Here is a 25,580-nt window from a genome sequence, read left to right as displayed (position 1 = left end):
CAACCGTGACGTGGCCAACGCGCCGCAGCAGAACACGCCGGATACCTGCCCCCACAATAATTCAGGCAGGGTCCGTGATGCCGAGGTCCGCTGTATGCCTGATGAACTGCTCCACCTGCCCGCGATCCAGCGCATTCTGGCCCGCCACAAGGACGCCCCCGGCGCCCTGTTGCCGATCCTGCATGCCATCCAGCACGACATCGGCTTCATCCCCGATGCCGCCGTCGCCGAAATTGCCCATGCCCTGAACCTCAGCCTGGCCGAAGTGCGTGGGGTAATCAGCTTCTACCACGACTTCCGTACTGCACCGCCGGCGCGCCACACCCTGCGCCTGTGCCGCGCCGAATCGTGCCAGAGCCGCGGCGCCGAGGCCCTGGCCGCGCAACTGCGCGACCAGTTGGCGCTGGACGACCACGGCACCAGCGCCGACGGTGCCATCAGCCTGCGCCCGGTGTATTGCCTGGGCGCCTGCGCCTGTTCACCCGCGCTGGAACTGGACGGCAGGGTGCATGCACGGCTCACCCCTGAGCGCCTGCGTGCATTGGTAAACGGTTGCCGGGAGGACGCAGCATGCTGAAGCTTTACATCCCCTGCGACTCGGTGGCCTGCGCCGTGGGTGCCGACCAGGTTGCCGAGGCCTTGCAACGCGAGGCCGAGCGGCGCCAGTTGCCGCTGGATATCCAGCGCACCAGTTCCCGCGGCCTGTATTGGCTGGAGCCACTGCTGGAGTGCGACAGCGCGCAAGGGCGCCTGGGCTTTGGCCCGCTCACCCCGCAGGATGTACCGTCATTGCTCGATGCCTTGGCGGGTGAGCCCGGTGGCCACTCGCTGGCGCTGGGCCCGGTCGATGAAATCCCGTACCTGAAGACCCAGCAGCGCCTGTTGTTCGCCCGCGCCGGCATCACCCGCCCATTGTCGCTGGATGACTACCGCAGCCAAGGAGGCTTCGCCGGCCTGGAGGCTACCGTGGCAATGGACGGCGCCGAGGTGGTTGCTGCGGTGCTGGATTCCGGCCTGCGTGGTCGTGGCGGTGCGGCGTTCCCCGCCGGTATCAAATGGCGCACCGTGCGCGATGCTGGTGCCGGGCAGAAATACGTGGTGTGCAACGCCGACGAGGGCGACTCCGGTACCTTCGCCGACCGCATGCTGATGGAAGGCGACCCGTTCCTGCTGATCGAAGGCATGATCATTGCCGGCCTCGCCGTAGGTGCCGACAAGGGCTACATCTACGTGCGTTCGGAATACCCCGACGCCATTCGCGTGCTCGGCCAGGCCCTCGCCATCGCTCGTGACGCAGGCTACCTGGGTGCCGACGTAGCCGGCAGCGGCAAGGCCTTCGAGCTTGAAGTGCGGGTGGGGGCCGGTGCTTACATCTGTGGCGAAGAAACGGCGCTGCTCGAATCCATCGAAGGCAAGCGCGGCATCGTCCGCGCCAAGCCACCACTGCCAGCGTTGCAAGGCCTGTTCGGCCTTCCCACGCTGGTGCACAACGTACTCACCCTGGCGTCGGTGCCCATCATCCTGGCCAAGGGCGCGGCGTTCTATCGCGATTTCGGCATGGGCCGCTCGCTGGGCACCATGCCCTTCCAGCTGGCTGGCAACATCCGCCAGGGTGGCCTGGTGGAGCGTGCATTCGGCCTGACCCTGCGCGAGCTGGTGGAGGGCTACGGCGGCGGCACGGCCAGTGGCCGACCGCTGAAGGCCGCGCAGGTCGGTGGCCCGCTCGGCGCCTGGGTGCCCCCCAGCCACTTCGATACCCCGCTGGACTACGAAGCGTTTGCCGCCATGGGCGCAATGCTCGGCCACGGCGGTGTGGTGGTGGCCGACGACACCCTGAACATGGCCAGCATGGCGCGCTTTGCCCTGCAGTTTTGCGCCGAGGAATCCTGCGGCAAATGTACCCCGTGCCGCATCGGCTCAACCCGCGGCATGGAAGTGGTCGACCGGTTGATCGCGACCAGTGATTTTACCGAACGCCACGATCAGGCCCTGCTGCTTCGCGACCTGTGCGACACCATGCAGTACGGCTCGCTGTGCGCCATGGGCGGCATGACCGCTTATCCTGTGGCCAGCGCCCTCAAGTACTTCCCCGCCGATTTCGGGCTGACCACCACGGAGGCCGCGCAGTGATCAATTTCTTCGACCCCGCTTCTGATACAAGCAGCGACCTCGGCACCCCGGCCCGTGACAGCGACGTGCAGGTCAGCCTGAGCATCGACGGCCGTGCCATCAGCGTGCCTGCGGGCACTTCGGTGATGCGCGCTGCGGCCATGCTCGGCACCAGCATCCCCAGACTCTGCGCCACCGACAGCCTCGAAGCCTTCGGCTCTTGCCGCCTGTGCATGGTGGAAATCGAAGGCATGCGCGGCTACCCGGCCTCCTGCACCACCCCGGTCAGCGAAGGCATGGTGGTGCGTACCGAAACCCCGCGCCTGGCCGGCCTGCGCCGCAACGTGATGGAGCTGTACATCTCCGACCACCCGTTGGACTGCCTGACCTGTTCGGCCAACGGCAACTGCGAGCTGCAGACCGTGGCTGGCCAGGTGGGCCTGCGCGAGGTGCGCTATGGCTACGACGGTGCCAACCACCTGGCCGAGAAAAAGGACGTTTCCAACCCTTACTTCGACTACGAGCCGAGCAAGTGTATTGTGTGCAGCCGCTGCGTGCGGGCCTGCGAAGACATCCAGGGCACCTTCGCCCTGACCATCACCGGGCGGGGCTTTGAATCGCGTGTGGCGGCGGCGGGCGGTGACAACTTCCTGGCTTCCGAGTGCGTGTCGTGCGGGGCCTGCGTGCAGGCCTGCCCGACTGCAACCCTGACCGAAAAGAGCCTGGTAGAGCTCGGCCAGCCCGAGCGTTCGGTGATCACCACCTGCGCCTACTGCGGTGTCGGTTGTTCGTTCCGCGCCGAAATGAAAGGCGACAAGCTGGTGCGCATGGTCCCGGACAAGAATGGCGGCGCCAACCATGGCCACGCCTGCGTCAAGGGCCGCTTTGCCTGGGGCTACGCCACCCACCCGGACCGCATTACCAAACCGATGATTCGCAAGCGCCTGGAAGACCCGTGGCAGGAGGTGAGCTGGGACGAAGCGGTGACCTACGCTGCCAGTGAGTTCCGCCGCATCCAGCTGAAATACGGGCGCGATTCCATCGGTGGCATCACCTCCAGCCGCTGCACCAACGAAGAAGCCTACCTGGTGCAAAAGCTGGTGCGCACGGCATTCGGCAACAACAACGTCGATACCTGCGCGAGGGTATGCCACTCGCCCACCGGCTATGGCCTCAAGCAGACCCTGGGCGAGTCGGCGGGTACGCAAAGCTTCGATTCGGTGATGCAGGCCGACGTTGTGCTGGTGATCGGCGCCAACCCCACCGACGCCCACCCGGTGTTTGGTTCGCAACTCAAGCGCCGCTTGCGCCAGGGTGCGCGGCTGATCGTGATCGACCCACGTCGCATCGACCTGGTCGACTCACCCCATGCCCGCGCCGACTTGCACCTGCAATTGCGCCCGGGTACCAACGTCGCCATGCTCAACGCCCTGGCCCACGTGATCGTCACCGAAGGCCTGCTGGCCCAGCGCTTCATCGATGCCCGCTGCGAAACCGAGGACTTTGCCCACTGGCGCGATTTCGTCAGCCAGGCCGACAACGCCCCTGAAGTACTTGGCCCGGTGTGCGGCGTGCCTGCCGAGCAGATCCGCGCTGCCGCACGGCTGTATGCCACTGGCGGTAACGCGGCAATCTACTACGGCCTGGGCGTGACCGAGCACAGCCAAGGCAGCACCGCCGTGATGGGCATCGCCAACCTGGCCATGGCCACCGGCAACATCGGCCGCGAAGGGGTGGGGGTGAACCCGCTGCGCGGACAGAACAACGTGCAGGGCTCGTGCGACATGGGTTCGTTCCCGCACGAGCTGCCCGGCTACCGGCATATTTCCAACGAGAATGTGCGCGCCGAGTTTGAACGCGCCTGGGGTGTGACCCTGCAACCTGACCCGGGCCTGCGTATCCCCAACATGTTCGAAGCTGCGCTGGATGGCAGCTTCAAGGCCCTGTACTGCCAGGGTGAGGACATCGCCCAGAGCGACCCCAACACCCAGCATGTGACGGCGGCGTTGCACGCCATGGAATGCGTGGTGGTACAGGACATCTTCCTCAACGAAACGGCCAAGTTTGCCCATGTGTTCCTGCCGGGCAGCTCGTTCCTGGAAAAGGACGGCACCTTCACCAATGCCGAGCGGCGTATTTCGCGGGTGCGCAAAGTCATGGAACCGCTGGCCGGCAAGGCCGACTGGGAAGCCACCGTGGCCCTGGCCAATGCCTTGGGCTACCCGATGAACTATCGTCACCCGTCCGAGATCATGGATGAGATCGCGCGCCTTACGCCCACGTTCCGCCGCGTCAGCTACGCCGAGATCGACCGTCATGGCAGTTTGCAGTGGCCGTGTAACGACGCTGCGCCCGATGGCACGCCGACCATGCACATCGACCAGTTCGTACGTGGCAAGGGGCGGTTCATGCTCACCGGTTATGTGCCCACCGACGAAAAGGTCAACAACCGCTACCCGTTGCTGTTGACCACCGGGCGCATTCTTAGCCAGTACAACGTGGGCGCCCAGACCCGGCGCACCGGCAACGTGGCCTGGCATGATGCCGACCGCCTGGAGATCCATCCTGCCGACGCCGAAAGCCGAGGCATTCAGGACGGTGACTGGGTCGGTATCGGCAGCCGCGCCGGGCAGACTGTACTGCGCGCCAAGGTCAGCGCCCGGGTGGCGCCGGGGGTGGTGTACACCACCTTCCACTTCCCCGAGTCGGGGGCCAACGTGATCACCACCGACAATTCCGACTGGGCCACCAACTGCCCGGAATACAAGGTGACGGCGGTGGAAGTGGTGAAAGTGTTCCAGCCTTCGCAATGGCAGAAACGTTATCAGGACTTCAGTGATGAACAGCGGCGCCTGCTGAAGGAACGTCGCACGACCGAGAAAGCCGAGGTGCGCCGATGAGCAGCGACAACCTGGTCAAGATGGCCAACCAGATTGCCCATTACTTCGACAGCGAGCCGAACCGGGCGCTGGCGGTGCAGGGGGTGCGGCAGCATTTGCACAGTTTCTGGACGCCGGCGATGCGTCGGCAGCTGGCAGAGTGGATTGCCGCCAATGAAGGGGAGGGGCTGGACCCGAAGGTGCGTGAGGCGTTGGCCTAGCGGCTGTTGCTGATTGGGGCTGCTTCGCAGCCCTTCGCGGGCACGCCCGCTCCCACAGGGGCCGCGCAATACCTGTGGGAACGGGCATGTCGGGGCGCCGAACCGCCGCGAAGGGCCGCAAAGCGGCCCCACTATCAGCCTCGGGCTAATTCGGCCTGGTGCGCGATGGCTTCTTCGCTCTTGAGCACCAGCACATCACCCTCAAGCGAATCCAGCACTACCTCCGACGTATTACCAATCAACGCCCCGGTAATCCCCGTGCGGCTCACGGTGCCGATCACCGTCACCACGGCATCGAGCTGCTGCTCGAAATGCGGGATCAGCACATCCGCCGGCCCTTCAGCCACATGCAGGCGCTCATCGCTGATGTCGTACTCGGCCTGGAATGCCTTGCACGCTTCGCGGTACCGTTTTTCGATGGTCTCGCTCAGCTGATAAGCCGGGTCCGAGGCCGACAGCATCGGTGACGGGTGGGCACTGACGACATGCAATTCGCCCTTGGCCAGCTTGGCAATCTCAAACCCATGGTCAACGATGCTCGCATGCAGGCGGCGGTGGTCTCCGTCCTGGTTGCCCACGTCCACCGCAGCCAGGATCACGCCCCCGGTCCAGGGCCGTTCACTTTTGACCATCAGCACCGCACACGGGCACTGACGCAGCAATTTCCAGTCACTGGGGGTGAGCAGGGCTTTTTTCAGCGGGTTGTCCGGGCGGTGTTCCTTGATCACCAGCTCGCAGCCCTCGGCCTGCTGCACGTAGACGATGGTGTCGTGCAGGTTGCCGCGCCAGGCCTCTTCATGGGTAACATTGTCGTAGCCGTCATCGTGCAGCTGGCTGCTCAACAGGCTCAGCAGCGCATGGTGGTCATGCCGCTTGTCGCACATCAGCAGGTGCAGGCGTGCGCCGGTGACGCCGGCGATCAGCTTGGCCCGGGTCAGCGCCCGGCTGTGGGCGTGCTCGGGGTCGAGGACGACGAGGATGCTGCGGACGGCTTGCATGGGCGTTAGCTCCCTTCAAAGGTGGCGACCAATGCCTGACTATAGACGGCGCACCCCCCGCTGGCGCTTGATGTACATCAACAAGCATAGTCACTGGCGCCGCCCGCCGCCGCCGGTATAATCGCCAGCCCTGCCTGTTCTGTGTGGTTGCACGCTTATGTCCCTGATCCCCGAAATCGACGCCTTTCTTGGCTGCCCGACGCCAGACGCCTGGATCGAAGCGGCGCTCGCCGACCAGGAAACCCTGCTGATCGACCACAAGAACTGCGAGTTCAAGGCCGCCAGCACCGCCTTGAGCCTGATGGCCAAGTACAACACCCACCTCGACCTGATCAACATGATGTCGCGCCTGGCCCGCGAAGAGTTGGTGCACCACGAGCAGGTGTTGCGCCTGATGAAGCGCCGTGGCGTGCCACTGCGCCCGGTGTCGGCGGGGCGCTATGCGTCGGGGCTGCGCCGCCTGGTGCGCGCCCATGAGCCGGTAAAACTGGTGGATACGCTGGTGGTGGGCGCGTTCATCGAGGCACGCAGCTGCGAGCGCTTTGCCGCGTTGGTGCCGCACCTGGATGAGGAGCTGGGCCGCTTCTATCACGGCCTGCTGAAAAGCGAAGCGCGCCATTACCAAGGCTACCTGAAACTGGCGCACAACTATGGTGATGAGGCAGACATTGCCCGCCGGGTTGAACTGGTACGCGCTGCAGAAATGGAGCTGATCCAGTCACCGGACCAGGAGCTGCGCTTCCACAGCGGTATCCCGCAGGCACTGGCCGCCTGATTCGCACCAGGCGGCCGGGGCTTCAGTTGCGTCGGCCCAGCAAAAGGCCCACCACCAACCCCAGGCCGGCTGATATGGCCACGGTCTGCCAGGGATGGCCACCGATGTAGTCCTGGGTGGCGTCCACCACCGGTTGCGCTTTGTCCCGCACATTGCCAGCGGCCTGGCGCGCCTGTTTCAGTTTGAGGCTGACCTGCGCTCGCAGGGTTTCTGCTTCTTCGCCCACCAGGGCGGCACTTTCGGTCAGCAGTTTTTCCGATTCTTCGATCAGCGATTGCAGCTCGCTGAATACCTGGTCCTTGATCTGATCGCTGTCCGCCAGCGTGGCGTTTTTACGGGCCATGAACTCGTCCTCGTTGATGGGGTGGTCTGAACAATGGATGCCGCTGCGTCGGGAAAGTTGCGGCGGCTTTCCGATGTTGCGTTGCCTGGGTGTAAGATAGCGGCCATTTTCAAATCTGCAGGTACCTTCATGAGTTTCAATCTGGCCAACATGAGCTTCGAGGAACGGGCGCAGATCGAGGCAGAGAAGGCGCGGCTGTTCGAGCTGTGGCAGAACAACCTGGGCAAGGCCAAGGGCGATGCGGCCCGGCTGATTGCCGAAAAGCCGCGGCGCAAGGGCAAATGGGCCGAATGGGTGCGCGCCGAACTGGATGGCATGTCGCCGCCCGAATACGCCAGCATGGTACGCAGCGAAGTCAACAAGCTGATGGCCGCCGCCAGCGCCAACCGCTGAATACAACCCGCCGGGTGCTTACCAGTAGGCACCCTTGGGCAGGTCCAGCTTGCCCTCGTCCGTAAAGCGCACGGTCCCCAGCAAGCCGCCCGCCAGCTTGCCGCGCAGCTTGTAGGGCAAACCCTTCAGCGAGTCCACCGTGCCCAGCCCATAGGCCTGGCGCAGGAATGAAAACGCCGTGATGCTCACCGGCACCACGATCACTGCTTCGTCATAACGGCCAATGTGCCCCTGCTGGTCGCTGACCCCGGCGGCCAGCGGCTGGCCGTTCACTTCCAGGTTCAGGGCAATGCCGTTGTAGTCGATCGGCGACTCGTTGGGGTTTTGCACACGCATTTTCACGGCCATGCGCAATTCCAGTTCCTGCCCTGGCAGCGGCTCGATGCCGATCACGCTGATATTGACCGGGTCACGTGGCTGGAGCAGTGCGCAGGCGCCCAGGCCATAGGCCATCAGCAGGACGAGAAACACGCGGATACAGCGGTGCAGGCGGGCAGTCATTGAGGGCGACCTTGCCAGAGTGAGCGAATGGTCAGTGTGGCAAATGCGCGTCGGCGTTGAAAGTATCCTTGCAGATGAAAGATACTGTTTCTCATTAACGCCCGATAACTCATCCTACTGGCTGCTCTTCAAACCATGCTGACGTCACCCGTGTCGGGCCTGCTGGCGACTTTCCAGGAGCACTACGACGACCTGTTGCAGTTCCTGACCCGGCGCATGAACGACCGCCAGCGCGCCGCCGACGTGGCGCAGGAAACCTACCTGAAGCTGGTAAAAGTCGATGAGCAGGCGGTACCGGTGCTGCACGCCCGCAGCTTCATCTTCCGCGTGGCAGGCAACCTGGCAATCGATGCCCTGCGCCGCGAGCAGCGCCTCGCTGCCAGCCATGACGACTGTGATGGAGCAACCGATCTGGCTTGCCCTGCGCCAGCCCCCGAGGCGACTTTACTGGCCCGCGAGCGCTTGCAAATCCTCGATGATGCGTTGCTTGAGCTGCCCGACAATGCCCGCCAGGCGTTGCTGCTGAACCGGGTCGAAGGCCTGACCCAGGCGCAGATTGCGCAGCGGCTGGGGGTTTCCGAGAGCATGGTGGCCAAATATATCGGCCAGGCCCTGCGCCATTGCCGCGACTGGCTCAAGCAGGCCGGTGTGGCTGCCTCCGTGGTGTTGCTGGTCGCCGCAGTGGCGGGCTGGCAGCAGGCGCCGATGCTGCTGGCGGACTACCACACCGCAGTGGGTGAGCGGCAGGTGATTACCCTGGCGGACGGCACGCGGGTGACGCTGAACAGCGCCAGTGCGCTGAGTGTGGTGTTCAATGAGCACGAACGCCGGGTGGTGCTGGATGCCGGTGAAGCCCTGTTCGAGACCTCGGACGACCCGCGGCCGTTCGTGGTCGATACGGCTGGTGAGCCGGTGCAGGGAGGTGCGGCCACCTTCAGCGTACGCCGCGATGGCCGCGTGGTGTTGGCGCATGGTGATGCCAAGGTTGGAGAGCATCAACTGGCTGTAGCGGCCGATGCCGGTGCACAGATGGCCTGGCAGCGCGGCAAGCTGATCTTCAACGGCAAACCGCTGGGCCAGGTGCTGACGGAGCTTGAACGTTACCGGCATGGGCGCATCGTGCTGTCCGATAGCAAGCTGGCGGCGATGGAGGTGAGCGGGGTGTTTGACCTTGACGAGCCTGAGGCACTGTTGCGCACGCTTGAGCAGCGGTATGGGCTGAAAGTTACCTATCTACCGTGGCTGGCCGTGGTTCACTGATTCGCTTGTGCCGGCCTCTTCGCGGGCTCGCCCGCTCCCACAGGTCCAATACCTCTTTCGAGCGCTGTGGCGCACCTGTGGGAGCGGGCGTGCCCGCGAAGAGGCCGGCACAGGAAAAATAATTTCATTTGGCACTGCAAGTTCCTGCAAGCCAGATCGTCGTAGTGGGACTGATCAGCAACCCATTCTCATTTACGACTTGTCAGGAAGCTCATTCGTGCCTCTGATGCTCAAGCCCTTGTACCGCCGTCGCGGTCCTCTTCACCACACCTTGATGTCCTGCAGTGCCCTGGCCATGCTGCTCGGCCCCCTGCATGCATCGGCCGCGACCACTGCCGAACAGGCCCAGATACAGGCTCGCCAGGTTCAGCTCGACCTGCCGGCCCAGCCACTGGACCAGGCCCTGACCACATTCGCCGACCAGGCCGGCCTGCACTTGCTGTACACCACAGGCGATGTCGCAGGCGTTGCCAGCCCCGCCTTGCACGGCAGCTACAGCGTCGAGCAGGCGCTGCAACAGCTGCTGGCAGGCAGCGGCATGAGCTGGCATTTCAGCGATGCCCGCACCGTGACCCTGCGCAAGGCCGTTGCAGCGCCACAGGCGGTCAACCTCAAGCCGATCGAAGTCAGCGTGGCCTCGCGCACCAGCACCGCAATCAGCGAAATCCCCGGTACTGTCTGGGTGGTCGACCAGCAGCAGCTGCGCGAGCAGATCGACAGCGGTGTCAGCCTGAAGGAAGCCATCGGCAAGCTGGTACCGGGCCTTGACCTGGCGCCGGAAGGGCGCACCAACTATGGCCAGAACATGCGCGGGCGCAACGTGCTGGTGATGATCGACGGGGTCAGCCAGAACAGCTCGCGCGGCCTGTCGCGCCAGTTCGACAGCATTTCGCCGTTCAACGTCGAGCGTGTTGAAGTGCTCTCCGGTGCCAGCGCCATCTACGGCGGCGGCGCCACCGGCGGTATCATCAACATCGTGACCAAGAAGGGCGAGCCCGGCCCGGCGCGCTTCGAAACCCAACTGGGCGCCAGCAGCGGTTTCAACAACAGCGATGACCTTGCCACGCGCTTTGCCCAGTCGATCAGCGGCGGCAACGAGCGGGTCAATGCCCGGTTGGGCATCTCTGGTGAGCAGAACGAAGCCTTCTACGACGGCGCCGGTGATCAGATTTTCATCGACAACACCCAGACCGATTTGCAGTACAACCGCACCATCGATGTGCTCGGCACCCTGGGGTTGCAGTTGAATGACCAGCAGAGCCTCGACCTGCTGGCCCAGTACTACGACTCGGGCAACCACGGCAGCACGGGCATTTACTTCCCCAACCTCAATTACAACGCGCCGTCCGACCTGGAAGACGCTGAGCTGCGTAGCGGCTACTCGTCCGACCTGGAACCGCGCACCCGGCGCTTGCTGCTCAACGCCAACTACCACCACGCCGACGTGCTGGGCCAGGACTTCTACCTGCAGGCCTCGTACCGCAAGGAAGACGACAACTTCTACCCGTTCCCGTACTACAACCGCGCCACGCCCACCGGATCGCGCGGGGTGTACTTCGCCGCTTCGCAGCAGAACTTCGAGGTCACCAGCCTCAAGGGCCTGTTTGCCAAGCAGTGGGATACGCTGAAGCTGACCTACGGCGTCGACCTGGACCGTGAGCGTTTCAACGCCGAGCAGACCACGTTCAACGCCCTGACCTCGTCCGAGTCGGGCGGGCTGGAGATGGAAAAGGACAGCAAGGCCCCGCGTTACCCCAGCTACCGCGTCGATGGTGTGTCGGTGTATGCCCAACTGGACTGGCACGCCACCGACAACCTCACCGTTTCGGGCGGCGCCCGCCGCCAGCAGATGGACGTGGACGTCAGCGATTTCAAGGGCGTGCCCGGCGGCAGCAACGATTACCAGGTCAACCTGTTCAATGTCGGTGCCATCTACGACTTCAAGAACGGTCACCAGGTGTGGACCAACTACGGTGAAGGCTTCGACCTGCCGGACCCGGCCAAGTACTACGGCAAGCCGGGTCTGAGCGTGGCCGACAACCCGCTTGCCGGTATCAAGAGCCGCCAGGTGGAACTGGGCTGGCGCTATGCCGACCTGGATTGGGATGCCCAGGCGGCGCTGTACTACATCTGGTCGGACAAGATCATCAACGTCGACTCGCAAACGCTGACCATCAACGTGGAAGAGCAGAAGAGCCGCGATTTTGGCTTTGAAGGTGCATTGACCCGACACTTCCAGACCGGCTGGGAGGCGGGGGGTACCTTGCACCTGACCCGCTCCGAAGAAGAGGCTGCCGATGGCGGCTGGATCAAGCGCGATGCCCGTTATGCCTCATTGTCCAAGGCCACTGCATTCGTCGGCTGGAAGGGCGATGGCCGCAGTGCGCGGCTGCAGGCCAACCATGCCTTCAGCCTGAAGGACGATGCCGACCACGAGATCGACGGCTACACCACCTTCGACCTGCTGGGCAGCCAGGACACCGGCTTCGGCACCTTCAGCGCCGGTATCCAGAACCTGCTGGACAAGCAGTACAGCACGGTCTGGGGGCAGCGTGCGACGCTGTTCTATTCGCCAACCTACGGGCCGGCCTACCTGTATGACTACCAGGGGCGCGGGCGCACCTACACCCTGACCTGGAGCATGGCTTACTGATTGATATTGCCTGCTCTGGCCTCTTCGCGGGCTCGCCCGCTCCCACAGGTGCTGAAAGCGGTGCAGTCCCTGTGGGAGCGGGCGAGCCCGCGAAGAGGCCAGTTCAGGCAAACGCTGCCAGCAAATCCTGCGCAAACGCCTGCTGCGCCTCACCCACCGACTGTGCCCGGTGCCGTGCCAAGGTAAATGGCACCACAAAATCCAGCCCTTGGTCCAACGCCCACAACAGCCCCTCGGCCTCCCAGGCCTTTGCGCAGTGGCATGGCAGATAACCAATATGCCGCCCCGACAAAATGAACGTCAGCACGCTCTCGATCTGCTCCGCCACCGCCATGCTGCGCCGGCTCTGGAACGGTTCACCCCCTTTCAGGAACCGGTAGGGATGGCGCACCTGGTCCATCTCCAGCAACCGCTCAAGCCCAATATCGGCCTCGCCAAACAGCACATGCCCCTCGCCGCAATACAGCCGTTGCCGCTCCTCGAACAGCGGCTGGTAATCGAAAGCCGCCTGGTTGCCGGAAAAGTAGCTGATGGCGTAGTCCAGCCGCTGCTCCAGCAACAACCGCTCCAGCTCTGCCGGGGGTGCGCTGATCAGCTCCAGTTGCACCGACTCATCTCGCCTGCGGAACGCCGCAATCGCCGCCGCCAGCTTCAGGCTTACGGCCTTGTCCTGGTTCTCTGCCATGCCGACGCGCACCGTCCCCAGTAGCCGCCCGGCAACGCCGTTGGCCTGTTGGCGGAATTGCTCGATATTCAGCAGCAGCCCACGGGCCGCCTCCAATATCAACGCGCCCTTTTCCGTCAGGTGAAAACCACCCTTGCCGCGGCTGCACAGGCGGTAACCCAGGCGCGCTTCCAGCTGCGCCATGCGCTGGCTGATCGTGGGCTGGCTCAACCCCAGTACGCCTTGCGCGGCGCTGAAGCCACCGGCCTCGACTACAGTGACGAACAGCCGCAGCAGGTGCAGGTCGGGGTCGTGTACTTGTCCGAGCATTACATTGCTCCTGGTGAATGTCAGCTTTGCAAACTTGTCATTCCTGCAATGTAACCCGGCTGGCATGCTCGCGGCATCCACCCATTTGCCGAGGTGTCCGCCATGCGTCGATCGTTGTGCCTGTTGTCCCTGGTCCTGGCTTTGCCGCTGCAAGCCGAAGAAAAGGTCGTCAACCTCTACAGCTGGGCCGACTATGTCGCCCCGCAAACCCTCAAGCGCTTCGAACAGGAAACCGGCTACAAGGTGCGTTACGACACCTTCGATACCACCGAGGTGCTGGAAACCAAGCTGCTTACCGGTGGCAGTGGTTACGACGTGGTGGTGCCATCGTCTACCGTGCTGGCCCGGGCGCTCAGGGCCAACGCCCTGCAACCGCTCGACCCCCAGGCCATGCCCGGCTACAGCAACCTCGACAAGGACCTGCTGGCCAAGCTCGCCGAGGCTGACCCCGGCAACCGCCACGCCGTGCCGTACACCTGGGGCACCCTGGGGCTGGGGGTGAACGTGGAGGCCGTGCGCCAGCGCCTGGGTGACGTGCCGCTGGACAGCCTGGACCTGTTGTTCAAGCCCGAATACGCCAGCCGCCTGAAGGACTGTGGCATCGCCATGCCCGATTCGCCGCAGGAAGTGATCGGCGTGGCCCTGAACTACCTGGGCAAGGACCCTTACAGCCAGAACAAAGAGGATCTGGCCGCCGCGCAGCAACTGCTGAGCCAGTTGCAGCCTTCGATCAGCTACGTCGCCAATGGCCGGCAGATCAGCGACCTGGCCAATGGCAGCGTGTGCCTGGCGCTGACCTACAACGGCGATGCCGCGATGGCTGCCGACCAGGCGCGCCGCGCCGGCAAGCCGTTCGAGCTGATTTACCGCATCCCGCGGGAAGGCACGCTGGTGTGGCAGGACAACCTGGTCATCCCCAAGGACGCCCCCCATCCAGAGGCGGCGCGGGCGTTCATTGCTTTCATGCTCAAGCCAGAGTCGGTGGCCGCGCTGACCAACACCCTGTTCTTTGCCAACGCCAACCAGGCCGCCACGCCGTTGGTGGACGAGGCGGTGCGCAACGACCCCGACATCTACCCGCCGGCTGAAGTGCGCCAGCGTCTGTTCGCCGACCGCAGCATGGCCCTGTCCGACCTGCGCCAGCGCAACCGGCTGTGGACTGCCTTCCGCACCCGGCAGTAACCCATGACAACCAAGGAGCCCGACCGTGGAGCAAGCCGCAAGCAACGACCAGGCAATAACCCGCGACAGCCTGTATGGCACCGCCGCAGAAAGTACCTATGCCGGCATTACCAGTTTTTCTCGCCGCCGCTACAGCCGCGACTTGCGCGGTGTGGATGTGGTGGTCAGCGGTGTGCCGTTCGATACCGCCACCAGCAACCGCCCAGGCGCACGTTTCGGCCCGCGGGCGATCCGCGCCGCCTCGGTGCAGCAGGCCTGGGCCCGGCACTGGCCGTGGGCGTTCGACCCGTTCGACCACCTGGCAGTGATCGACTATGGCGACTGCGCTTTCGACAATGGCACGCCGCAGTCGGTGCCAGACAGCATCGAGGCCCATGCCAGCCATATCCTGGAGGCGGGCTGCGCCATGCTTACCCTCGGTGGCGACCACTTCATCAGCTACCCGCTGCTCAAGGCCCACGCCCGCCGGCATGGCCCGCTGGCGCTGATCCACTTCGATGCCCACAGCGATACCTGGCCGGACGAGGAGGGCAAGCGTATCGACCACGGCACCATGTTCTGGCATGCCGCCCGCGAAGGCCTGGTGGACCCCGCCCACTCGGTGCAGATCGGCCTGCGCACCACCAACGATGACAGCCAGGGCTTTGCCATCCTCGACGCGCGGCAGGTGCATCGTAAGGGGACTGAGGCGATCATCGAGGCGATTCGCCAGCGGGTGGGTGAGCGGCCGGTGTACCTCACCTTCGATATCGACTGCCTCGACCCGGCCTATGCGCCCGGCACTGGTACACCGGTGTGTGGCGGCTTGAGCACCGTGCAGGCGCTGGAGATTCTGGGCGGGCTGCGCGGCATCAACCTGGTGGGCATGGACCTGGTTGAAGTGGCGCCGGCCTACGACCATGCCGACATCACCGCATTGGCCGGGGCGACCCTGGCGATGGAGATGCTGTGCCTGTACGCGGCCCGGCACAAGGTGGATAAGGCCCAGTAACCTGGGCCGCTGCGCAGCCCCTGTGGGAGCGGCCTTGCGTCGCGATAGGGCTGCGCAGCAGCCCCATAGGTCCATACTGAAACATCAGGAATCAACTCCACCCGCATTCACACTTTTGCCGCGAACCCTTCGCGCCTTAGGCTATCAAACCCACCAGGCGCGGCATTTTCGTACAGGAGGTGAAGCATGAACCCGTCATTGCCCATCCTGGCCCTCGGCCTGGCCTTGTGCCTGCCCGCGCACGCTGCCCCACAGCAGCCTTTGCAGCTCGCCGCGGGTAACAACAACCCCTACAACAGCCCGATCCAGCGCGCCAACCCCAACAGCCGCCAAGGCAGCATGTCGGCCACGCCCCCCGTGCGCGGCCCGTCCACCGACCCGTACCAGCGTACGCCCAGCCTGGACAACCGCGGCATCGGCAACGGTGACAACCTGCGGCGGCAGCAACAAACCCCGAACCTGGAACCGACACGGCCACCCCGTGACAGCACGCGGGCGCCGTGAGCCCCTATGAAAGGAATTCTGCATGCCTAAAGCACCCTGGCTAGCCACCCTGACTGCTGCTGCACTCATGCCCCTGTTGGCACAGGCCGCAGCGGAGCAACAGTTTCGCAGCGAAGCAGGCACGTTGACCGTCAGCACCCTGGCCGACGGCCTGCGCAACCCCTGGGCGCTGGCTTTTCTACCGGGTGGCAAGGACATGCTGGTAACCGAGCGCGCCGGCAACCTGCGGGTGGTCAACGCTGAGGGCAAGGTCGGCCCGCCGATCAGCGGCGTGCCCAAGGTCTGGGCCGAGGGGCAGGGCGGCCTGCTGGATGTAGTGCTGTCGCCGGAGTTCGACAAGGACCGCACCGTGTACCTGTCCTATGCCGAAGAGGGCAGTGACGGCAAGGCCGGGACCGCTGTCGGCCGTGGCCAGCTATCCGAGGACCGCGCCCGGCTGGAGAACTTCAGCGTGATCTTCCGCCAGCAGCCCAAGCTGTCGGTGGGCAACCACTTCGGCTCGCGCCTGGTATTCGACCGCAATGGCTACCTGTTCATTGCGCTTGGCGAGAACAACCAACGCCCGACTGCCCAGGACCTGGACAAGTTGCAGGGCAAGATTGTGCGCATCCTCCCCGATGGTGAAGTGCCCAAGGACAACCCCTTCGTTGGCAAGGACAACATGCGGCCGGAGATCTGGTCGTTCGGCCACCGCAACCAGCAAGGTGCCGCGCTCAACCCCTGGACCGGCAAGCTATGGACCCACGAACACGGCCCACGTGGCGGTGACGAAATCAACATCCCCGAGCCCGGCAAGAACTACGGCTGGCCGATTGCGACCCATGGCATCAACTACTCGCTGCTACCGATCCCCGAAGCCAAGGGCAAGCATGTCGACGGCATGGTCGACCCACACCATGTATGGGAGAAGTCACCCGGTATCAGCGGCATGGCGTTCTACGATAGCCCGACATTCAAGGCCTGGGACCACAACCTGTTCATTGGTGCGCTGGCCACTCAAGAGCTGATTCGCTTGCAGCTGAAGGGTGACAAGGTGGTGCATGAAGAGCGCCTGCTGGGTGAGCTGAAGACGCGTATCCGCGATGTGCGGGTGGGGCCGGATGGCTACCTGTATGTGCTGACCGATGACAAAGATGGCGCATTGCTCAAGGTAGGCCTGGCCGACGAAGCCTGACGCGGTCTCTTTGTGGGAGCGGCCTTGCGTCGCGAAAGGGCCGCAGAGCGGCCCCAGGATTTATGCATCTCGACGACTGTTGCTGGGGCTGCTCTGCAGCCCTTTCGCGACGCAAGGCCGCTCCCACAGGGGCCGCGTTAGCTGTGTAGAATGCAGGCATGGCCATCACTCCCCAATCCCTCTACCAGCAAGCCCTCACCTGCCAAGGCTATGTCGCCGACCCTGCCCAGGCCCGTGCCGTCGAGGCCCTGCAAGCCTGTTTCCTTGCCGTGGAGCAGGGCCGCCCGACCCAGGGCATCTACCTCTGGGGCCCGGTCGGGCGGGGCAAGACCTGGCTGATGGACCAGTTTCACCGCTGTCTGGGAATCCCCAGCCGGCGCCAGCACTTCCATCACTTCATGGCCTGGGTTCACCAGCGGCTGTTCCAGCTCAACGGTACCGCCGACCCCTTGCTGGCGTTGGCGCGGGAACTGGCCGGACAGATCCGCGTGCTGTGCTTCGACGAACTGTTCGTCAACGATATCGGCGATGCGATCATCCTCGGCCGCCTTTTCCAGGTGCTGTTCGACCAGGGCGTGGTGATCGTCGCCACCTCCAACCAGCCACCCGAACAGCTCTACCGCGACGGCTTCAACCGCGAACGGTTCCTGCCGGCCATCGCCGCGATCCAGCGGCACATGCAGGTGCTGCCGGTGGCCGGCGAACAGGACCACCGCCTGCACCCCGGTGCCGAACGCCAGCGCTACTGGGTGGCAGCGGCGGGGCAGGCCAGCCAGCTGAACGAGGTGTTCGGCCAACTGAGCCCGGATGATGCAGGCACTGATCAGCCATTGGCGATCGGTTCCAGGCACATTCAAGTGATACGCCGCAGTGAACGGGCTATCTGGTGCCGTTTCACCGACCTGTGCGAACAACCGCTGGCAGCCATGGAGTTCATGGCCCTGTGCGACCGTTTCCCGGCCATTCTGGTATCGGCCATTCCGGCGCTGGGCGGTGAGCAGCGGGCCGGGCGCATTGCCCGTGGTACCGAGGATGCGGCGGCGCGGGTGGTGGCGGGCGATCGTGAACTGCCGTCGCTGTCGCCCAAGGACGACGCCGTGCGCCGTTTCATTGCCCTGGTCGACGAATGCTACGACCGCCGCGTGGCCTTGTACCTGGAAGCGCAGGTGCCGCTGGAGGCCCTCTATACTCAAGGGTATCTGGCGTTCCCGTACCAACGGACCCTGAGCCGGCTACGGGAGATGCAACTGCAACGCTTTGCCTGATCGGCTGCGGTTGTCAAGGCTCCCACAGGAATCGCGCCCACGCTTTATTTGCTCAGCCACTCCACCAGCGTACGGTTGAACCGCACCGGCTCTTCGATCTGCGGCGCATGCCCCATGCCTTCGAAGGTGATCAGTTCACCCTTGGGAATCAGCTTGGCCACCTGCGGCCCCAGCACCTCATACTTGCCCAGCTTCGCCTTCACCTCTGGCGGCGCGATATCACTGCCAATCGCGGTGGTGTCCTTGTCGCCGATCAGCAGCAAGGTCGGCATCTGCAGGTCCTTGAACTCGTGGTACACCGGCTGGGTGAAGATCATGTCGTAGATCAACGCCGAGTTCCACGCCACTGCTTCATGCCCCGGCCCCTTGTTCAGGCCCACCAGCATCTGTACCCAGCGTTCGTATTCGGGCTTCCAGCGCCCGGCGTAGTAGGTTTTGCGCTCGTATTCGCGCACGCCCTCGGCATCCAGCTTCAGCTCGCGGGCATACCACTGGTCCACGGTGCGGTAGGGTACGCCGAGGGCTTTCCAGTCTTCCAGGCCGATCGGGTTGACCATGGCCAGGCGTTCCACCTGCTGCGGGTACATCAGCGCATAGCGGGTGGCGAGCATGCCGCCCGTGGAATGGCCGAGCACGATGGCCTGCTTCACGCCCAGTTGTTCAAGCAAGGCATGGGTGTTGTTCGCCAGTTGCTGGAATGTGTACTGGTAATACGCCGGTTTGCTGGAGGTACAGAAACCGATCTGGTCAGGCGCGATCACCCGGTAGCCGGCCTTGCTCAGGGCGTCGATGGTGGTTTCCCAGGTGGCGGCGCAGAAGTTCTTGCCGTGCATCAGCACCACGCTGTGGCCATTGGCCTGGCCCTGGGCGGGGACATCCATGTAACCCATCTGCAGGGCCTGGCCCTGGGACTTGAAGTCAAAATGCTTGAGCGGGTGCGGGTAGCTGAAGCCTTCGAGCTGGGGGCCGTAGGTAGGCGACTCGGCGGCGATGGCCGGGCTGCCGACAAGGCAGGCCAGGGCCAGGGCAGTTGCGCGCAGCATGGGGGCACTCCGTGTAGGGCCATGTAGGAGTGGGCGACTTTAGCAGCCAGGCGTGCGACGGGAACGTGAAAGGTGTTACCAGGCGTGAAACCAGCCCAGGGTGATCATCACCAGCACGGCGTAGCGGCCGGCCTTGGCCAAGGTCACCAGCAGCAAGAAGCGCCAGAACGGCTCGCGCATGATGCCGGCGATGAGCGTGAGCGGGTCGCCGATCACCGGCATCCAGCTGAGCAGCAGCGACCATTGTCCCCAGCGCTGGTAACGCTGTTGCGCCCGCTCCAGTTGGGCTGCACTGAACGGAAACCAGCGCTTGTCGCGCAGGTGCTCGATGGCCCGGCCCAGCAGCCAGTTTACCACCGAGCCCAACACGTTACCCAAGGTTGCCACCAGCAGCAGGGTCGCCCAGGCCTCGGGCTGGCGCAGCAACAGGCCGACCAGCACGGCCTCCGATTGCAGCGGCAGCAGGGTGGCGGCGCCGAAGGCGCTGAGGAACAGCGCCCACAAGCTCAGCATCAGTAGTTGGCTACAACGGTGTCCTGGCCATCCTGGGTAACGCCGATGACCTGGTAGGCATCCTTGTGGTCACCCATTTCCATACCGGGCGACCCCATGGGCATGCCCGGCACGGCCAGGCCCTTGAGGTCGCTGCGCTTGGCCAGCAGGCGCACCTGCTCGGCCGGCACATGGCCTTCGACGAACTTGCCGTCGATCACACCGGTGTGGCACGACGCCAGGCGCGGCGCCACGCCCAGGCGCTGCTTGACTGCGCTCATGTTTGGCTCCACGTGGTCGTTGACGGTGAAGCCGCTGTCACGCAGGTGGCTGATCCAGGCCTTGCAGCAGCCGCAGTTGGGGTCGCGGTAAACGTCGATGGTCTCGGCGGCCTGGGCCAGGCCAGTGATGGCCAGCAGGCCCAGGGTCAGCAGGTGTTTGCGCAGCATGGTGAAGCACTCCTTTAGAAACGCAGGCGGATACCGGCGACCAGGCGGGTCTGGGCCAGGTCTTCGCCGTCTTCGCGAGCTTGGTCGGCACGCTTGCCGTACAGGCGGTTGAAGCTGACCCCGACATAGGGGGCGAAGCCACGCGTGATCTCGTAGCGCAGGCGCAGGCCCACCTCGCTGTCGGCCAGCCCTGCGCCTTGCTCGCGCCCGCTATCGTTGCGGCCGTAGAGGTTGGCTTCCAGGGTCGGTTCCAGTATCCAGCGGTTGGTCAGCAGCATAGCGTAAGCGGCTTCCAGGCGCAGCGCGGTCTGTTGCCGCTCGCCGGCGTATGCCGTGGCCTGCAGCTCCAGGCCATACAGCGGCGTACCTTGAATGCCGAACGCGCCCCAGGCCTGGCCGCTGGCGGGCTTGAAGTCCTGGCGTATGCCTGCCACCAGCTCCCACCAGGGGCTGACGGCATGGCCCCACAGCGCCTGCAATTCGGCTTTGTGGGTTCTGCCCTGTTCGCGCTCGCCCTCCGTGCGCAGCCACAGGCGGTCGATATCACCGCCGACCCAGGCGGTGGCGTTCCAGTTCAGGGCACTGCTGCTCTCGAAGTTCTGGTATTCAAACTTGTCGACGATCACGGCCCAGTTAATTGCGCGGTCGTGCACCTGATGCCCGGGCAAGGGCGGGAAAGCGGCGCGGCGGTCGGCGTCGCTGATGGCCGGCAGCGGCGTGCGCGGCTGGCTAGGCGTTGCCTGGCCATGGCTCATGCCTTCATGGTTCATCTGGCCATGGTTCATGTGCGCCATGCCGGCGGCCAGCGCCCGTTCACTGGCCAGCAGGGTCAGCAGGGCCACGCCGGCCACAATGCTGCGGTTGCGTGTGTCATTCATCGACGCGTACCTCGCGGAACATGCCGGTCTCCATGTGGTAGAGCAGGTGGCAGTGGTAGGCCCAGCGGCCCAGGGCGTCGGCAGTCACCCGGTAGCTGCGGCGGCTGCCGGGCGGCATGTCGAGGGTGTGCTTGCGCACCAGGAACTGGCCGTGTTCGTCCTCCAGGTCGCTCCACATGCCGTGCAGGTGGATGGGGTGGGTCATCATGGTGTCGTTGACCAGGGTGATGCGCACCCGCTCGCCGTAGCGCAGGCGCAGGGGTTGGGCATCGCTGAACTTGATGCCGTCGAACGACCAGGCAAAGCGTTCCATATGGCCGGTCAGGTGCAGTTCGATGTCACGCGAGGGGGGGCGACCGTCCGGGTCGGGGTAGGGGCTGCGCAGGTCGGCGTAAGTGAGTACGCGGCGGCCGTTGTTGCGCAGGCCGATGCCGGGGTCGGCCAGGTTGGGGCGCGGGGCCATGGTCTGCATGTCCACCAGTGGGTTGCCGGTTTCGCTGGCCGGGTGTTGCTGCATCGCCGGCATGGCGGCGTGGTCCATGCCGGGCATGTTGCTGTGGTCCATGCCGGCCATGGCGCCGTGGCCCATGTCGTCCATGGCCAATACCGGACGCGGGTCGGGTTCGGGCACAGGCGCCTGCAGCCCGGCAGCGCGGGCCAGGGTACCGCGGGCGAAGCCGCTGCGGTCCATGCTCTGGGCGAACAGGGTGTAGGCGGGCAGGTCGCCCACGGTGACCAGCACATCGTAGGTTTCGGCCACCGCAATGCGCAGTTCGTCCACGCTCACTGGCGTTACCGGCAGGCCGTCGGCGGCAATCACGGTCAGCTTCAGCCCGGGGATGCGGAAGTCGAAATACGTCATGGCCGAGGCGTTGATCAGGCGCAGGCGCACGGTTTCGCCGGGCTGGAACAGGCAGGTGAAGTTGCCTTGCGGGGGCTGGCCGTTGAGCAGGTAGGTATAGGTGGCGGCGCTGATATCGGCCAGGTCGGTGGGGCTCATGCGCATGCGTGCCCAGGCCGTGCGCTCGGCGACGGTGGGGCTCCAGCCGTTGTCGGCGATATCATCGATGAAGTCACCGACCGTGCGCTTGTGATAGTTGAACGCGTCGGACTGCTTCTTCAGGGTGGCCATCAGCTGTTTCGGTGCCTGGTCGGACCAGTCGCTGAACAGCAGCACATGGTCACGCTGGTAGCGGTGCGCTTCGGGTTCGCGTGGCTCGATCACGATCGCGCCATAGACCCCGGCCTGCTCCTGTAGCCCCGAATGGCTGTGGTACCAGTAGGTACCGCTCTGGCGCAGGGTGAACCGGTACAGGTAGTCGCCGCCGGGTTCGATGCCGGCGAAGCTCAGGCCTGGCACGCCATCCATGTTGGCCGGCAGGATGATGCCGTGCCAGTGGATCGAGGTGTCCTGCGCCAGGTGGTTGCGCACGCGCAGGGTCACGGTGTCGCCTTCGCGCCAGCGCAGCAAGGGGCCGGGCAGGCTGTTGTTGATGGTCAGTGCGGTGCGCGGGCGGCCGGTGATGTTGACCGGGGTCTGGCCGATGAACAGCTCGAAATGCTGGCCGTCCAGGTCCTGGCCTTCGGCGGCCTGCGCCAGGGGGCGCCACAGCCCCAGGCCCGCCAGTGTGGTGGCGGCGCCCAGGCCTTTGACGAAGGTACGGCGGGTGGGGGTGCGCAACATGGCGTGGCCTCATGCGGGGGAGCCACGATGTTCGCCGCAGGCGCCTGTCAGGTAGCTGAGGCGCACATTACAGCGTTGTCAGCTTGCCACCTCGTCGGCTTGCAGGTCGCGCATCAGCAGGGCGTAGTCAAGCGCGACCTGCTCCGGGATGGGCAGGTACACCACGTGGCCGTCGCCCGGTGCCACGTCGATGGCCTGCTGCTGGCGGTTGCACAGGCGGTGCAAGTCGAAATGGTAGTTGCCGCGCGGGGTCATCAGCTCCAGGTGGTCACCCAGGGCAAAGCGGTTCTTCACCCTGACCTCGGCCAGGCCATCGACCCGCACGCCGGTCAGTTCGCCAACGAACTGCTGGCGCTCCGAGACCGAGTTGCCGCGCTGGTAATTCTGGTATTCATCGTGCACGTGGCGGCGCAGGAAGCCTTCGGTGTAACCGCGTTGGGCGAGGGATTCCAGGTTGCCCATCAGGGTACGGTCGAACGGTCGCCCGGCCACGGCATCGTCGATCGCCTGGCGATACGACTGCACGGCTCGGGCACAGTAGAAGTGCGATTTGGTGCGGCCTTCGATCTTCAGTGAATGCACGCCCATGCCGGCCAGGCGTTCGACGTGCTGGATGGCGCGCAGGTCCTTGGCATTCATGATGTAGGTGCCGTGTTCATCCTCGAACGCTGGCATTTCGGTGCCGGGGCGGTTGCTTTCCTGCAACAGGAACACCTGCTCGGTGGGCGCGCCCAGGCCCAGGGTGGGCTGCACTTCGCGCACGATGTCGCCAGTGGCGTTCTCGGTGGCTGGCGTGGCGTCGTACTTCCAGCGGCAGGCGTTGGTGCAGGTGCCCTGGTTGGCGTCACGCTTGTTGAGGTAGCCCGACAGCAGGCAACGACCGGAGTACGCCATGCACAGCGCGCCGTGGACGAACACTTCCAGCTCCATGCCCGGTACGTGCTGGCGAATTTCCCCGATCTCTTCCAGCGACAGTTCGCGCGACAGGATCACCCGGCTCAGGCCCAGTTGTTGCCAGAACTGCACGCTGGCCCAGTTGACCGTATTGGCCTGCACCGACAGGTGCACCGGCATCTGCGGGAAGTGCTGGCGCACCAGCATGATCAGCCCGGGGTCGGACATGATCAGCGCGTCTGGGACCATGTCGATTACCGGTGCCAGGTCTTTGAGGAAGGTCTTGAGCTTGGCGTTGTGCGGGGCGATGTTGACCACCACGTAGAAGCGTTTGCCCAGGGCATGTGCCTCCTGGATGCCCTGCGCCAGGTTGGCGTGGTCGAATTCGTTGTTGCGCACCCGCAAGCTGTAGCGCGGCTGGCCGGCGTAGACCGCGTCGGCGCCATAGGCAAAGGCGTAACGCATGGTCTTCAGGGTGCCGGCGGGGGCCAGCAGTTCGGGCTTGGCAATAGAGGTCATGGTGCGCACCGGGGCAAAGGGCGCGGATGCTAAAACCCCCGGCCGGTACACGTATTGATTTACATCAATGCAGCTGCGGCACTTTTAGCCAAGCGGCGCGCACTAATATCGCATAAGCCATTCGAGGACCTGCGATGAACGAAGCCGCTCTACAGAACAAAGCCTTGGCAGTGCTCCTGGCGCTGGTGACCATTGCCTTTGTCTGGATCCTGCTGCCGTACTACGGCGCGATTTTCTGGGCGGTTGTGCTGGGAATCCTGTTCGCCCCGCTGCAGCGTAACCTGCTGATTCGCTTTGGTCGCAGGCGCAACCTGGCCGCAGCCGCGACCACGCTGGTGTGCCTGTTGGTGGCGGTGCTGCCGGTGTTCATCACCAGCGCATTGCTGGTGCAGGAGGGCGCCACCCTGTACCAGCGTATCGAAACCGGGCAGTTGGACATCGCCGGCTATGTCGAGCACGGCAAGGACATGTTGCCAGCGTTTGCCCAGCATGGCCTGGACAACATGGGCATGGGCAACCTCGACGGGCTACGGGACAAGATCACCAAATGGGCGACCCAGGGCAGCCAGGTGCTGGCCAGCCAGGCGTTCAGCTTTGGCCAGGGCACGTTCGAGTTCCTGGTCAGCTTTGGCATCATGATGTACCTGTTGTTTTTCTTCTTGCGCGAAGGCGCCGACGTGGCCCGGCGTGTGCGTTTGGCGGTACCGCTGCCCGAGCAGCAGAAGCGCCGCTTGCAGCTGAAGTTCAACCGCGTGGTACGGGCGACGGTGAAAGGCAACGTGCTGGTGGCCATCACCCAGGGGGCGTTGGGCGGGTTTATCTTCTGGGTGCTGGATATCCCCAGCGCATTGGTGTGGGCGGTGCTGATGGCGTTTCTGTCGCTGCTGCCGGCGGTGGGGGCAGGTATCGTCTGGGCACCGGTGGCGGCCTACTTCCTGATGACCGGGGCGATATTGCCGGGGATCATCCTGACTGCGTTCGGGGTACTGGTGATCGGCCTGGTGGACAACTTGCTGCGGCCCATCCTGGTGGGCAAGGATACGCGGATGCCGGACTACCTGATTCTGGTGTCGACGCTGGGTGGGCTGGCAGTGTTCGGCCTTAATGGCTTCGTGATCGGGCCGTTGATCGCGGCGCTGTTCGTGTCCAGCTGGGCAATCTTTGCCTCGACCAAGCCGCAGGTGCAGTTGCCTCAGTAGTGGAGACGCGTGCGGTCTCTGTGGGAGCCGCGCTTGCCGGCGATGGGCTGCGAAGCAGCCCCAATGCAGGCGGCACCATTCTGAGGGATTGGAATTGACTTGAGACTTTGGGGCCGCTGCGCAGCCCATCGCCGGCAAGCGCGGCTCCCACACCGAAGGCAGCGGGCTTGCGGGCAGAGT

24 protein-coding genes are annotated in these 25,580 nt (G+C 64.6%); 14 read left to right on the top strand and 10 right to left on the bottom strand.

Annotated features, from left to right (window positions below):
- Nucleotides 1-94 precede the first annotated feature (94 nt).
- Genes ACFY9W_RS17650 through ACFY9W_RS17635 form a run of 4 tightly spaced genes read left to right on the top strand, consistent with a single transcriptional unit; the run spans nt 95 to nt 5,209 of the window.
- A complete protein-coding gene (locus ACFY9W_RS17650) occupies nt 95-577 on the top strand; it encodes a formate dehydrogenase subunit gamma (protein WP_391132465.1) in 483 nt (160 codons plus the stop codon).
- Complete coding sequence (locus ACFY9W_RS17645; protein ID WP_391132463.1) at nt 571-2,130, top strand: NADH-ubiquinone oxidoreductase-F iron-sulfur binding region domain-containing protein; 1,560 nt, start codon at nt 571-573, stop codon at nt 2,128-2,130. Before ACFY9W_RS17650 ends, ACFY9W_RS17645 begins: the two co-directional genes overlap by 7 nt.
- Nucleotides 2,127-5,009: a formate dehydrogenase subunit alpha gene (fdhF, locus tag ACFY9W_RS17640; RefSeq protein ID WP_391132461.1), complete on the top strand. Its 2,883-nt coding sequence runs from the start codon at nt 2,127-2,129 to the stop codon at nt 5,007-5,009. Before ACFY9W_RS17645 ends, fdhF begins: the two co-directional genes overlap by 4 nt.
- Nucleotides 5,006-5,209, top strand: coding sequence for a formate dehydrogenase subunit delta (locus ACFY9W_RS17635; RefSeq protein WP_391132459.1), 204 nt, complete (start codon nt 5,006-5,008; stop codon nt 5,207-5,209). The genes fdhF and ACFY9W_RS17635 overlap by 4 nt, the downstream gene beginning before the upstream one ends.
- Before the next feature lie 134 nt (nt 5,210-5,343).
- Here the strand turns inward: ACFY9W_RS17635 and ACFY9W_RS17630 are convergent, their stop codons facing one another.
- Entirely contained in the window at nt 5,344-6,207 is an 864-nt protein-coding gene (locus ACFY9W_RS17630) for a universal stress protein (protein WP_391132457.1), read from the bottom strand.
- Nucleotides 6,208-6,364: 157 nt separating this feature from the next.
- Between ACFY9W_RS17630 and ACFY9W_RS17625 the strand changes: the two genes are divergently transcribed.
- Nucleotides 6,365-6,982 (top strand): tRNA-(ms[2]io[6]A)-hydroxylase, encoded by a 618-nt coding sequence (locus tag ACFY9W_RS17625; protein ID WP_012271474.1) that lies wholly within the window; start codon nt 6,365-6,367, stop codon nt 6,980-6,982.
- A gap of 22 nt (nt 6,983-7,004) precedes the next feature.
- On the opposite strand, the gene ACFY9W_RS17620 is transcribed toward ACFY9W_RS17625, so the two are convergent.
- Nucleotides 7,005-7,325, bottom strand: a complete 321-nt coding sequence (locus tag ACFY9W_RS17620) for a YqjD family protein (RefSeq protein ID WP_300023274.1) — start codon at nt 7,323-7,325, stop codon at nt 7,005-7,007.
- 129 nt (nt 7,326-7,454) lie between these two features.
- Between ACFY9W_RS17620 and ACFY9W_RS17615 the strand changes: the two genes are divergently transcribed.
- Complete coding sequence (locus tag ACFY9W_RS17615; protein WP_391132455.1) at nt 7,455-7,718, top strand: hypothetical protein; 264 nt, start codon at nt 7,455-7,457, stop codon at nt 7,716-7,718.
- Between the two features lie 18 nt (nt 7,719-7,736).
- Here the strand turns inward: ACFY9W_RS17615 and ACFY9W_RS17610 are convergent, their stop codons facing one another.
- Complete coding sequence (locus tag ACFY9W_RS17610; RefSeq protein WP_391132453.1) at nt 7,737-8,219, bottom strand: LEA type 2 family protein; 483 nt, start codon at nt 8,217-8,219, stop codon at nt 7,737-7,739.
- 135 nt (nt 8,220-8,354) lie between these two features.
- Between ACFY9W_RS17610 and ACFY9W_RS17605 the strand changes: the two genes are divergently transcribed.
- Nucleotides 8,355-9,479 carry a sigma-70 family RNA polymerase sigma factor gene (locus ACFY9W_RS17605; RefSeq protein ID WP_391132451.1) on the top strand — a complete coding sequence of 375 codons (1,125 nt, stop codon included), beginning with the start codon at nt 8,355-8,357 and terminating at the stop codon, nt 9,477-9,479.
- A 226-nt stretch (nt 9,480-9,705) separates the two neighbouring features.
- Complete coding sequence (locus ACFY9W_RS17600) at nt 9,706-12,132, top strand: TonB-dependent siderophore receptor (RefSeq protein WP_391132615.1); 2,427 nt, start codon at nt 9,706-9,708, stop codon at nt 12,130-12,132.
- A 103-nt stretch (nt 12,133-12,235) separates the two neighbouring features.
- Here the strand turns inward: ACFY9W_RS17600 and ACFY9W_RS17595 are convergent, their stop codons facing one another.
- Nucleotides 12,236-13,126 (bottom strand): LysR substrate-binding domain-containing protein, encoded by an 891-nt coding sequence (locus ACFY9W_RS17595; RefSeq protein WP_391132449.1) that lies wholly within the window; start codon nt 13,124-13,126, stop codon nt 12,236-12,238.
- Between the two features lie 102 nt (nt 13,127-13,228).
- Between ACFY9W_RS17595 and ACFY9W_RS17590 the strand changes: the two genes are divergently transcribed.
- The 5 genes from ACFY9W_RS17590 (at nt 13,229) to zapE (ending at nt 18,242) form a co-directional block, all read left to right on the top strand.
- Complete coding sequence (locus ACFY9W_RS17590) at nt 13,229-14,308, top strand: extracellular solute-binding protein (RefSeq protein WP_391132447.1); 1,080 nt, start codon at nt 13,229-13,231, stop codon at nt 14,306-14,308.
- 25 nt (nt 14,309-14,333) lie between these two features.
- Nucleotides 14,334-15,299, top strand: coding sequence for an agmatinase (gene speB, locus ACFY9W_RS17585; protein ID WP_391132445.1), 966 nt, complete (start codon nt 14,334-14,336; stop codon nt 15,297-15,299).
- Nucleotides 15,300-15,485: 186 nt separating this feature from the next.
- Nucleotides 15,486-15,803 carry a hypothetical protein gene (locus tag ACFY9W_RS17580; RefSeq protein ID WP_391132443.1) on the top strand — a complete coding sequence of 106 codons (318 nt, stop codon included), beginning with the start codon at nt 15,486-15,488 and terminating at the stop codon, nt 15,801-15,803.
- 22 nt (nt 15,804-15,825) lie between these two features.
- Complete coding sequence (locus ACFY9W_RS17575; protein ID WP_391132441.1) at nt 15,826-16,977, top strand: PQQ-dependent sugar dehydrogenase; 1,152 nt, start codon at nt 15,826-15,828, stop codon at nt 16,975-16,977.
- Between the two features lie 158 nt (nt 16,978-17,135).
- Entirely contained in the window at nt 17,136-18,242 is a 1,107-nt protein-coding gene (zapE, locus tag ACFY9W_RS17570) for a cell division protein ZapE (protein WP_391132439.1), read from the top strand.
- Between the two features lie 44 nt (nt 18,243-18,286).
- Here the strand turns inward: zapE and ACFY9W_RS17565 are convergent, their stop codons facing one another.
- From ACFY9W_RS17565 to yegQ, 6 genes are all read right to left on the bottom strand, one after another.
- Complete coding sequence (locus tag ACFY9W_RS17565) at nt 18,287-19,285, bottom strand: alpha/beta fold hydrolase (protein WP_391132437.1); 999 nt, start codon at nt 19,283-19,285, stop codon at nt 18,287-18,289.
- 75 nt (nt 19,286-19,360) lie between these two features.
- Complete coding sequence (locus ACFY9W_RS17560; RefSeq protein WP_391132435.1) at nt 19,361-19,798, bottom strand: VTT domain-containing protein; 438 nt, start codon at nt 19,796-19,798, stop codon at nt 19,361-19,363.
- Nucleotides 19,798-20,226, bottom strand: coding sequence for a DUF411 domain-containing protein (locus ACFY9W_RS17555; protein WP_391132433.1), 429 nt, complete (start codon nt 20,224-20,226; stop codon nt 19,798-19,800). Before ACFY9W_RS17555 ends, ACFY9W_RS17560 begins: the two co-directional genes overlap by 1 nt.
- 14 nt (nt 20,227-20,240) lie before the next feature.
- Complete coding sequence (locus ACFY9W_RS17550; protein ID WP_391132431.1) at nt 20,241-21,104, bottom strand: copper resistance protein B; 864 nt, start codon at nt 21,102-21,104, stop codon at nt 20,241-20,243.
- Complete coding sequence (locus tag ACFY9W_RS17545; protein WP_391132429.1) at nt 21,097-22,788, bottom strand: copper resistance system multicopper oxidase; 1,692 nt, start codon at nt 22,786-22,788, stop codon at nt 21,097-21,099. Before ACFY9W_RS17545 ends, ACFY9W_RS17550 begins: the two co-directional genes overlap by 8 nt.
- Nucleotides 22,789-22,866: 78 nt before the next feature.
- Nucleotides 22,867-24,201: a tRNA 5-hydroxyuridine modification protein YegQ gene (yegQ, locus tag ACFY9W_RS17540; RefSeq protein ID WP_391132427.1), complete on the bottom strand. Its 1,335-nt coding sequence runs from the start codon at nt 24,199-24,201 to the stop codon at nt 22,867-22,869.
- A 134-nt stretch (nt 24,202-24,335) separates the two neighbouring features.
- Here yegQ and ACFY9W_RS17535 point away from each other — a divergent pair, with 134 nt between their 5' ends.
- Nucleotides 24,336-25,400, top strand: a complete 1,065-nt coding sequence (locus ACFY9W_RS17535) for an AI-2E family transporter (RefSeq protein ID WP_391132425.1) — start codon at nt 24,336-24,338, stop codon at nt 25,398-25,400.
- The last annotated feature ends 180 nt before the right edge of the window (nt 25,401-25,580 follow it).

This window comes from Pseudomonas sp. NPDC008258 (genome assembly GCF_042956345.1).
Taxonomy (GTDB): Bacteria; Pseudomonadota; Gammaproteobacteria; order Pseudomonadales; family Pseudomonadaceae; genus Aquipseudomonas.
This window is presented reverse-complemented; position numbering and strand designations above follow the sequence as displayed.

Coding starts and splice junctions, on each gene's coding strand:
- ACFY9W_RS17650 (WP_391132465.1), top strand. CDS start 95: ATGCCTGATGAACTGCTCCACCTGCCCGCGATCCAGCGCATTCTGGCC.
- ACFY9W_RS17645 (WP_391132463.1), top strand. CDS start 571: ATGCTGAAGCTTTACATCCCCTGCGACTCGGTGGCCTGCGCCGTGGGT.
- ACFY9W_RS17635 (WP_391132459.1), top strand. CDS start 5,006: ATGAGCAGCGACAACCTGGTCAAGATGGCCAACCAGATTGCCCATTAC.
- ACFY9W_RS17630 (WP_391132457.1), bottom strand. CDS start 6,207: ATGCAAGCCGTCCGCAGCATCCTCGTCGTCCTCGACCCCGAGCACGCC.
- ACFY9W_RS17625 (WP_012271474.1), top strand. CDS start 6,365: ATGTCCCTGATCCCCGAAATCGACGCCTTTCTTGGCTGCCCGACGCCA.
- ACFY9W_RS17620 (WP_300023274.1), bottom strand. CDS start 7,325: ATGGCCCGTAAAAACGCCACGCTGGCGGACAGCGATCAGATCAAGGAC.
- ACFY9W_RS17615 (WP_391132455.1), top strand. CDS start 7,455: ATGAGTTTCAATCTGGCCAACATGAGCTTCGAGGAACGGGCGCAGATC.
- ACFY9W_RS17610 (WP_391132453.1), bottom strand. CDS start 8,219: ATGACTGCCCGCCTGCACCGCTGTATCCGCGTGTTTCTCGTCCTGCTG.
- ACFY9W_RS17605 (WP_391132451.1), top strand. CDS start 8,355: ATGCTGACGTCACCCGTGTCGGGCCTGCTGGCGACTTTCCAGGAGCAC.
- ACFY9W_RS17600 (WP_391132615.1), top strand. CDS start 9,706: ATGCTCAAGCCCTTGTACCGCCGTCGCGGTCCTCTTCACCACACCTTG.
- ACFY9W_RS17595 (WP_391132449.1), bottom strand. CDS start 13,126: ATGCTCGGACAAGTACACGACCCCGACCTGCACCTGCTGCGGCTGTTC.
- ACFY9W_RS17590 (WP_391132447.1), top strand. CDS start 13,229: ATGCGTCGATCGTTGTGCCTGTTGTCCCTGGTCCTGGCTTTGCCGCTG.
- ACFY9W_RS17580 (WP_391132443.1), top strand. CDS start 15,486: ATGAACCCGTCATTGCCCATCCTGGCCCTCGGCCTGGCCTTGTGCCTG.
- ACFY9W_RS17575 (WP_391132441.1), top strand. CDS start 15,826: ATGCCTAAAGCACCCTGGCTAGCCACCCTGACTGCTGCTGCACTCATG.
- zapE (WP_391132439.1), top strand. CDS start 17,136: ATGGCCATCACTCCCCAATCCCTCTACCAGCAAGCCCTCACCTGCCAA.
- ACFY9W_RS17565 (WP_391132437.1), bottom strand. CDS start 19,285: ATGCTGCGCGCAACTGCCCTGGCCCTGGCCTGCCTTGTCGGCAGCCCG.
- ACFY9W_RS17560 (WP_391132435.1), bottom strand. CDS start 19,798: ATGCTGAGCTTGTGGGCGCTGTTCCTCAGCGCCTTCGGCGCCGCCACC.
- ACFY9W_RS17555 (WP_391132433.1), bottom strand. CDS start 20,226: ATGCTGCGCAAACACCTGCTGACCCTGGGCCTGCTGGCCATCACTGGC.
- ACFY9W_RS17550 (WP_391132431.1), bottom strand. CDS start 21,104: ATGAATGACACACGCAACCGCAGCATTGTGGCCGGCGTGGCCCTGCTG.
- ACFY9W_RS17545 (WP_391132429.1), bottom strand. CDS start 22,788: ATGTTGCGCACCCCCACCCGCCGTACCTTCGTCAAAGGCCTGGGCGCC.
- yegQ (WP_391132427.1), bottom strand. CDS start 24,201: ATGACCTCTATTGCCAAGCCCGAACTGCTGGCCCCCGCCGGCACCCTG.
- ACFY9W_RS17535 (WP_391132425.1), top strand. CDS start 24,336: ATGAACGAAGCCGCTCTACAGAACAAAGCCTTGGCAGTGCTCCTGGCG.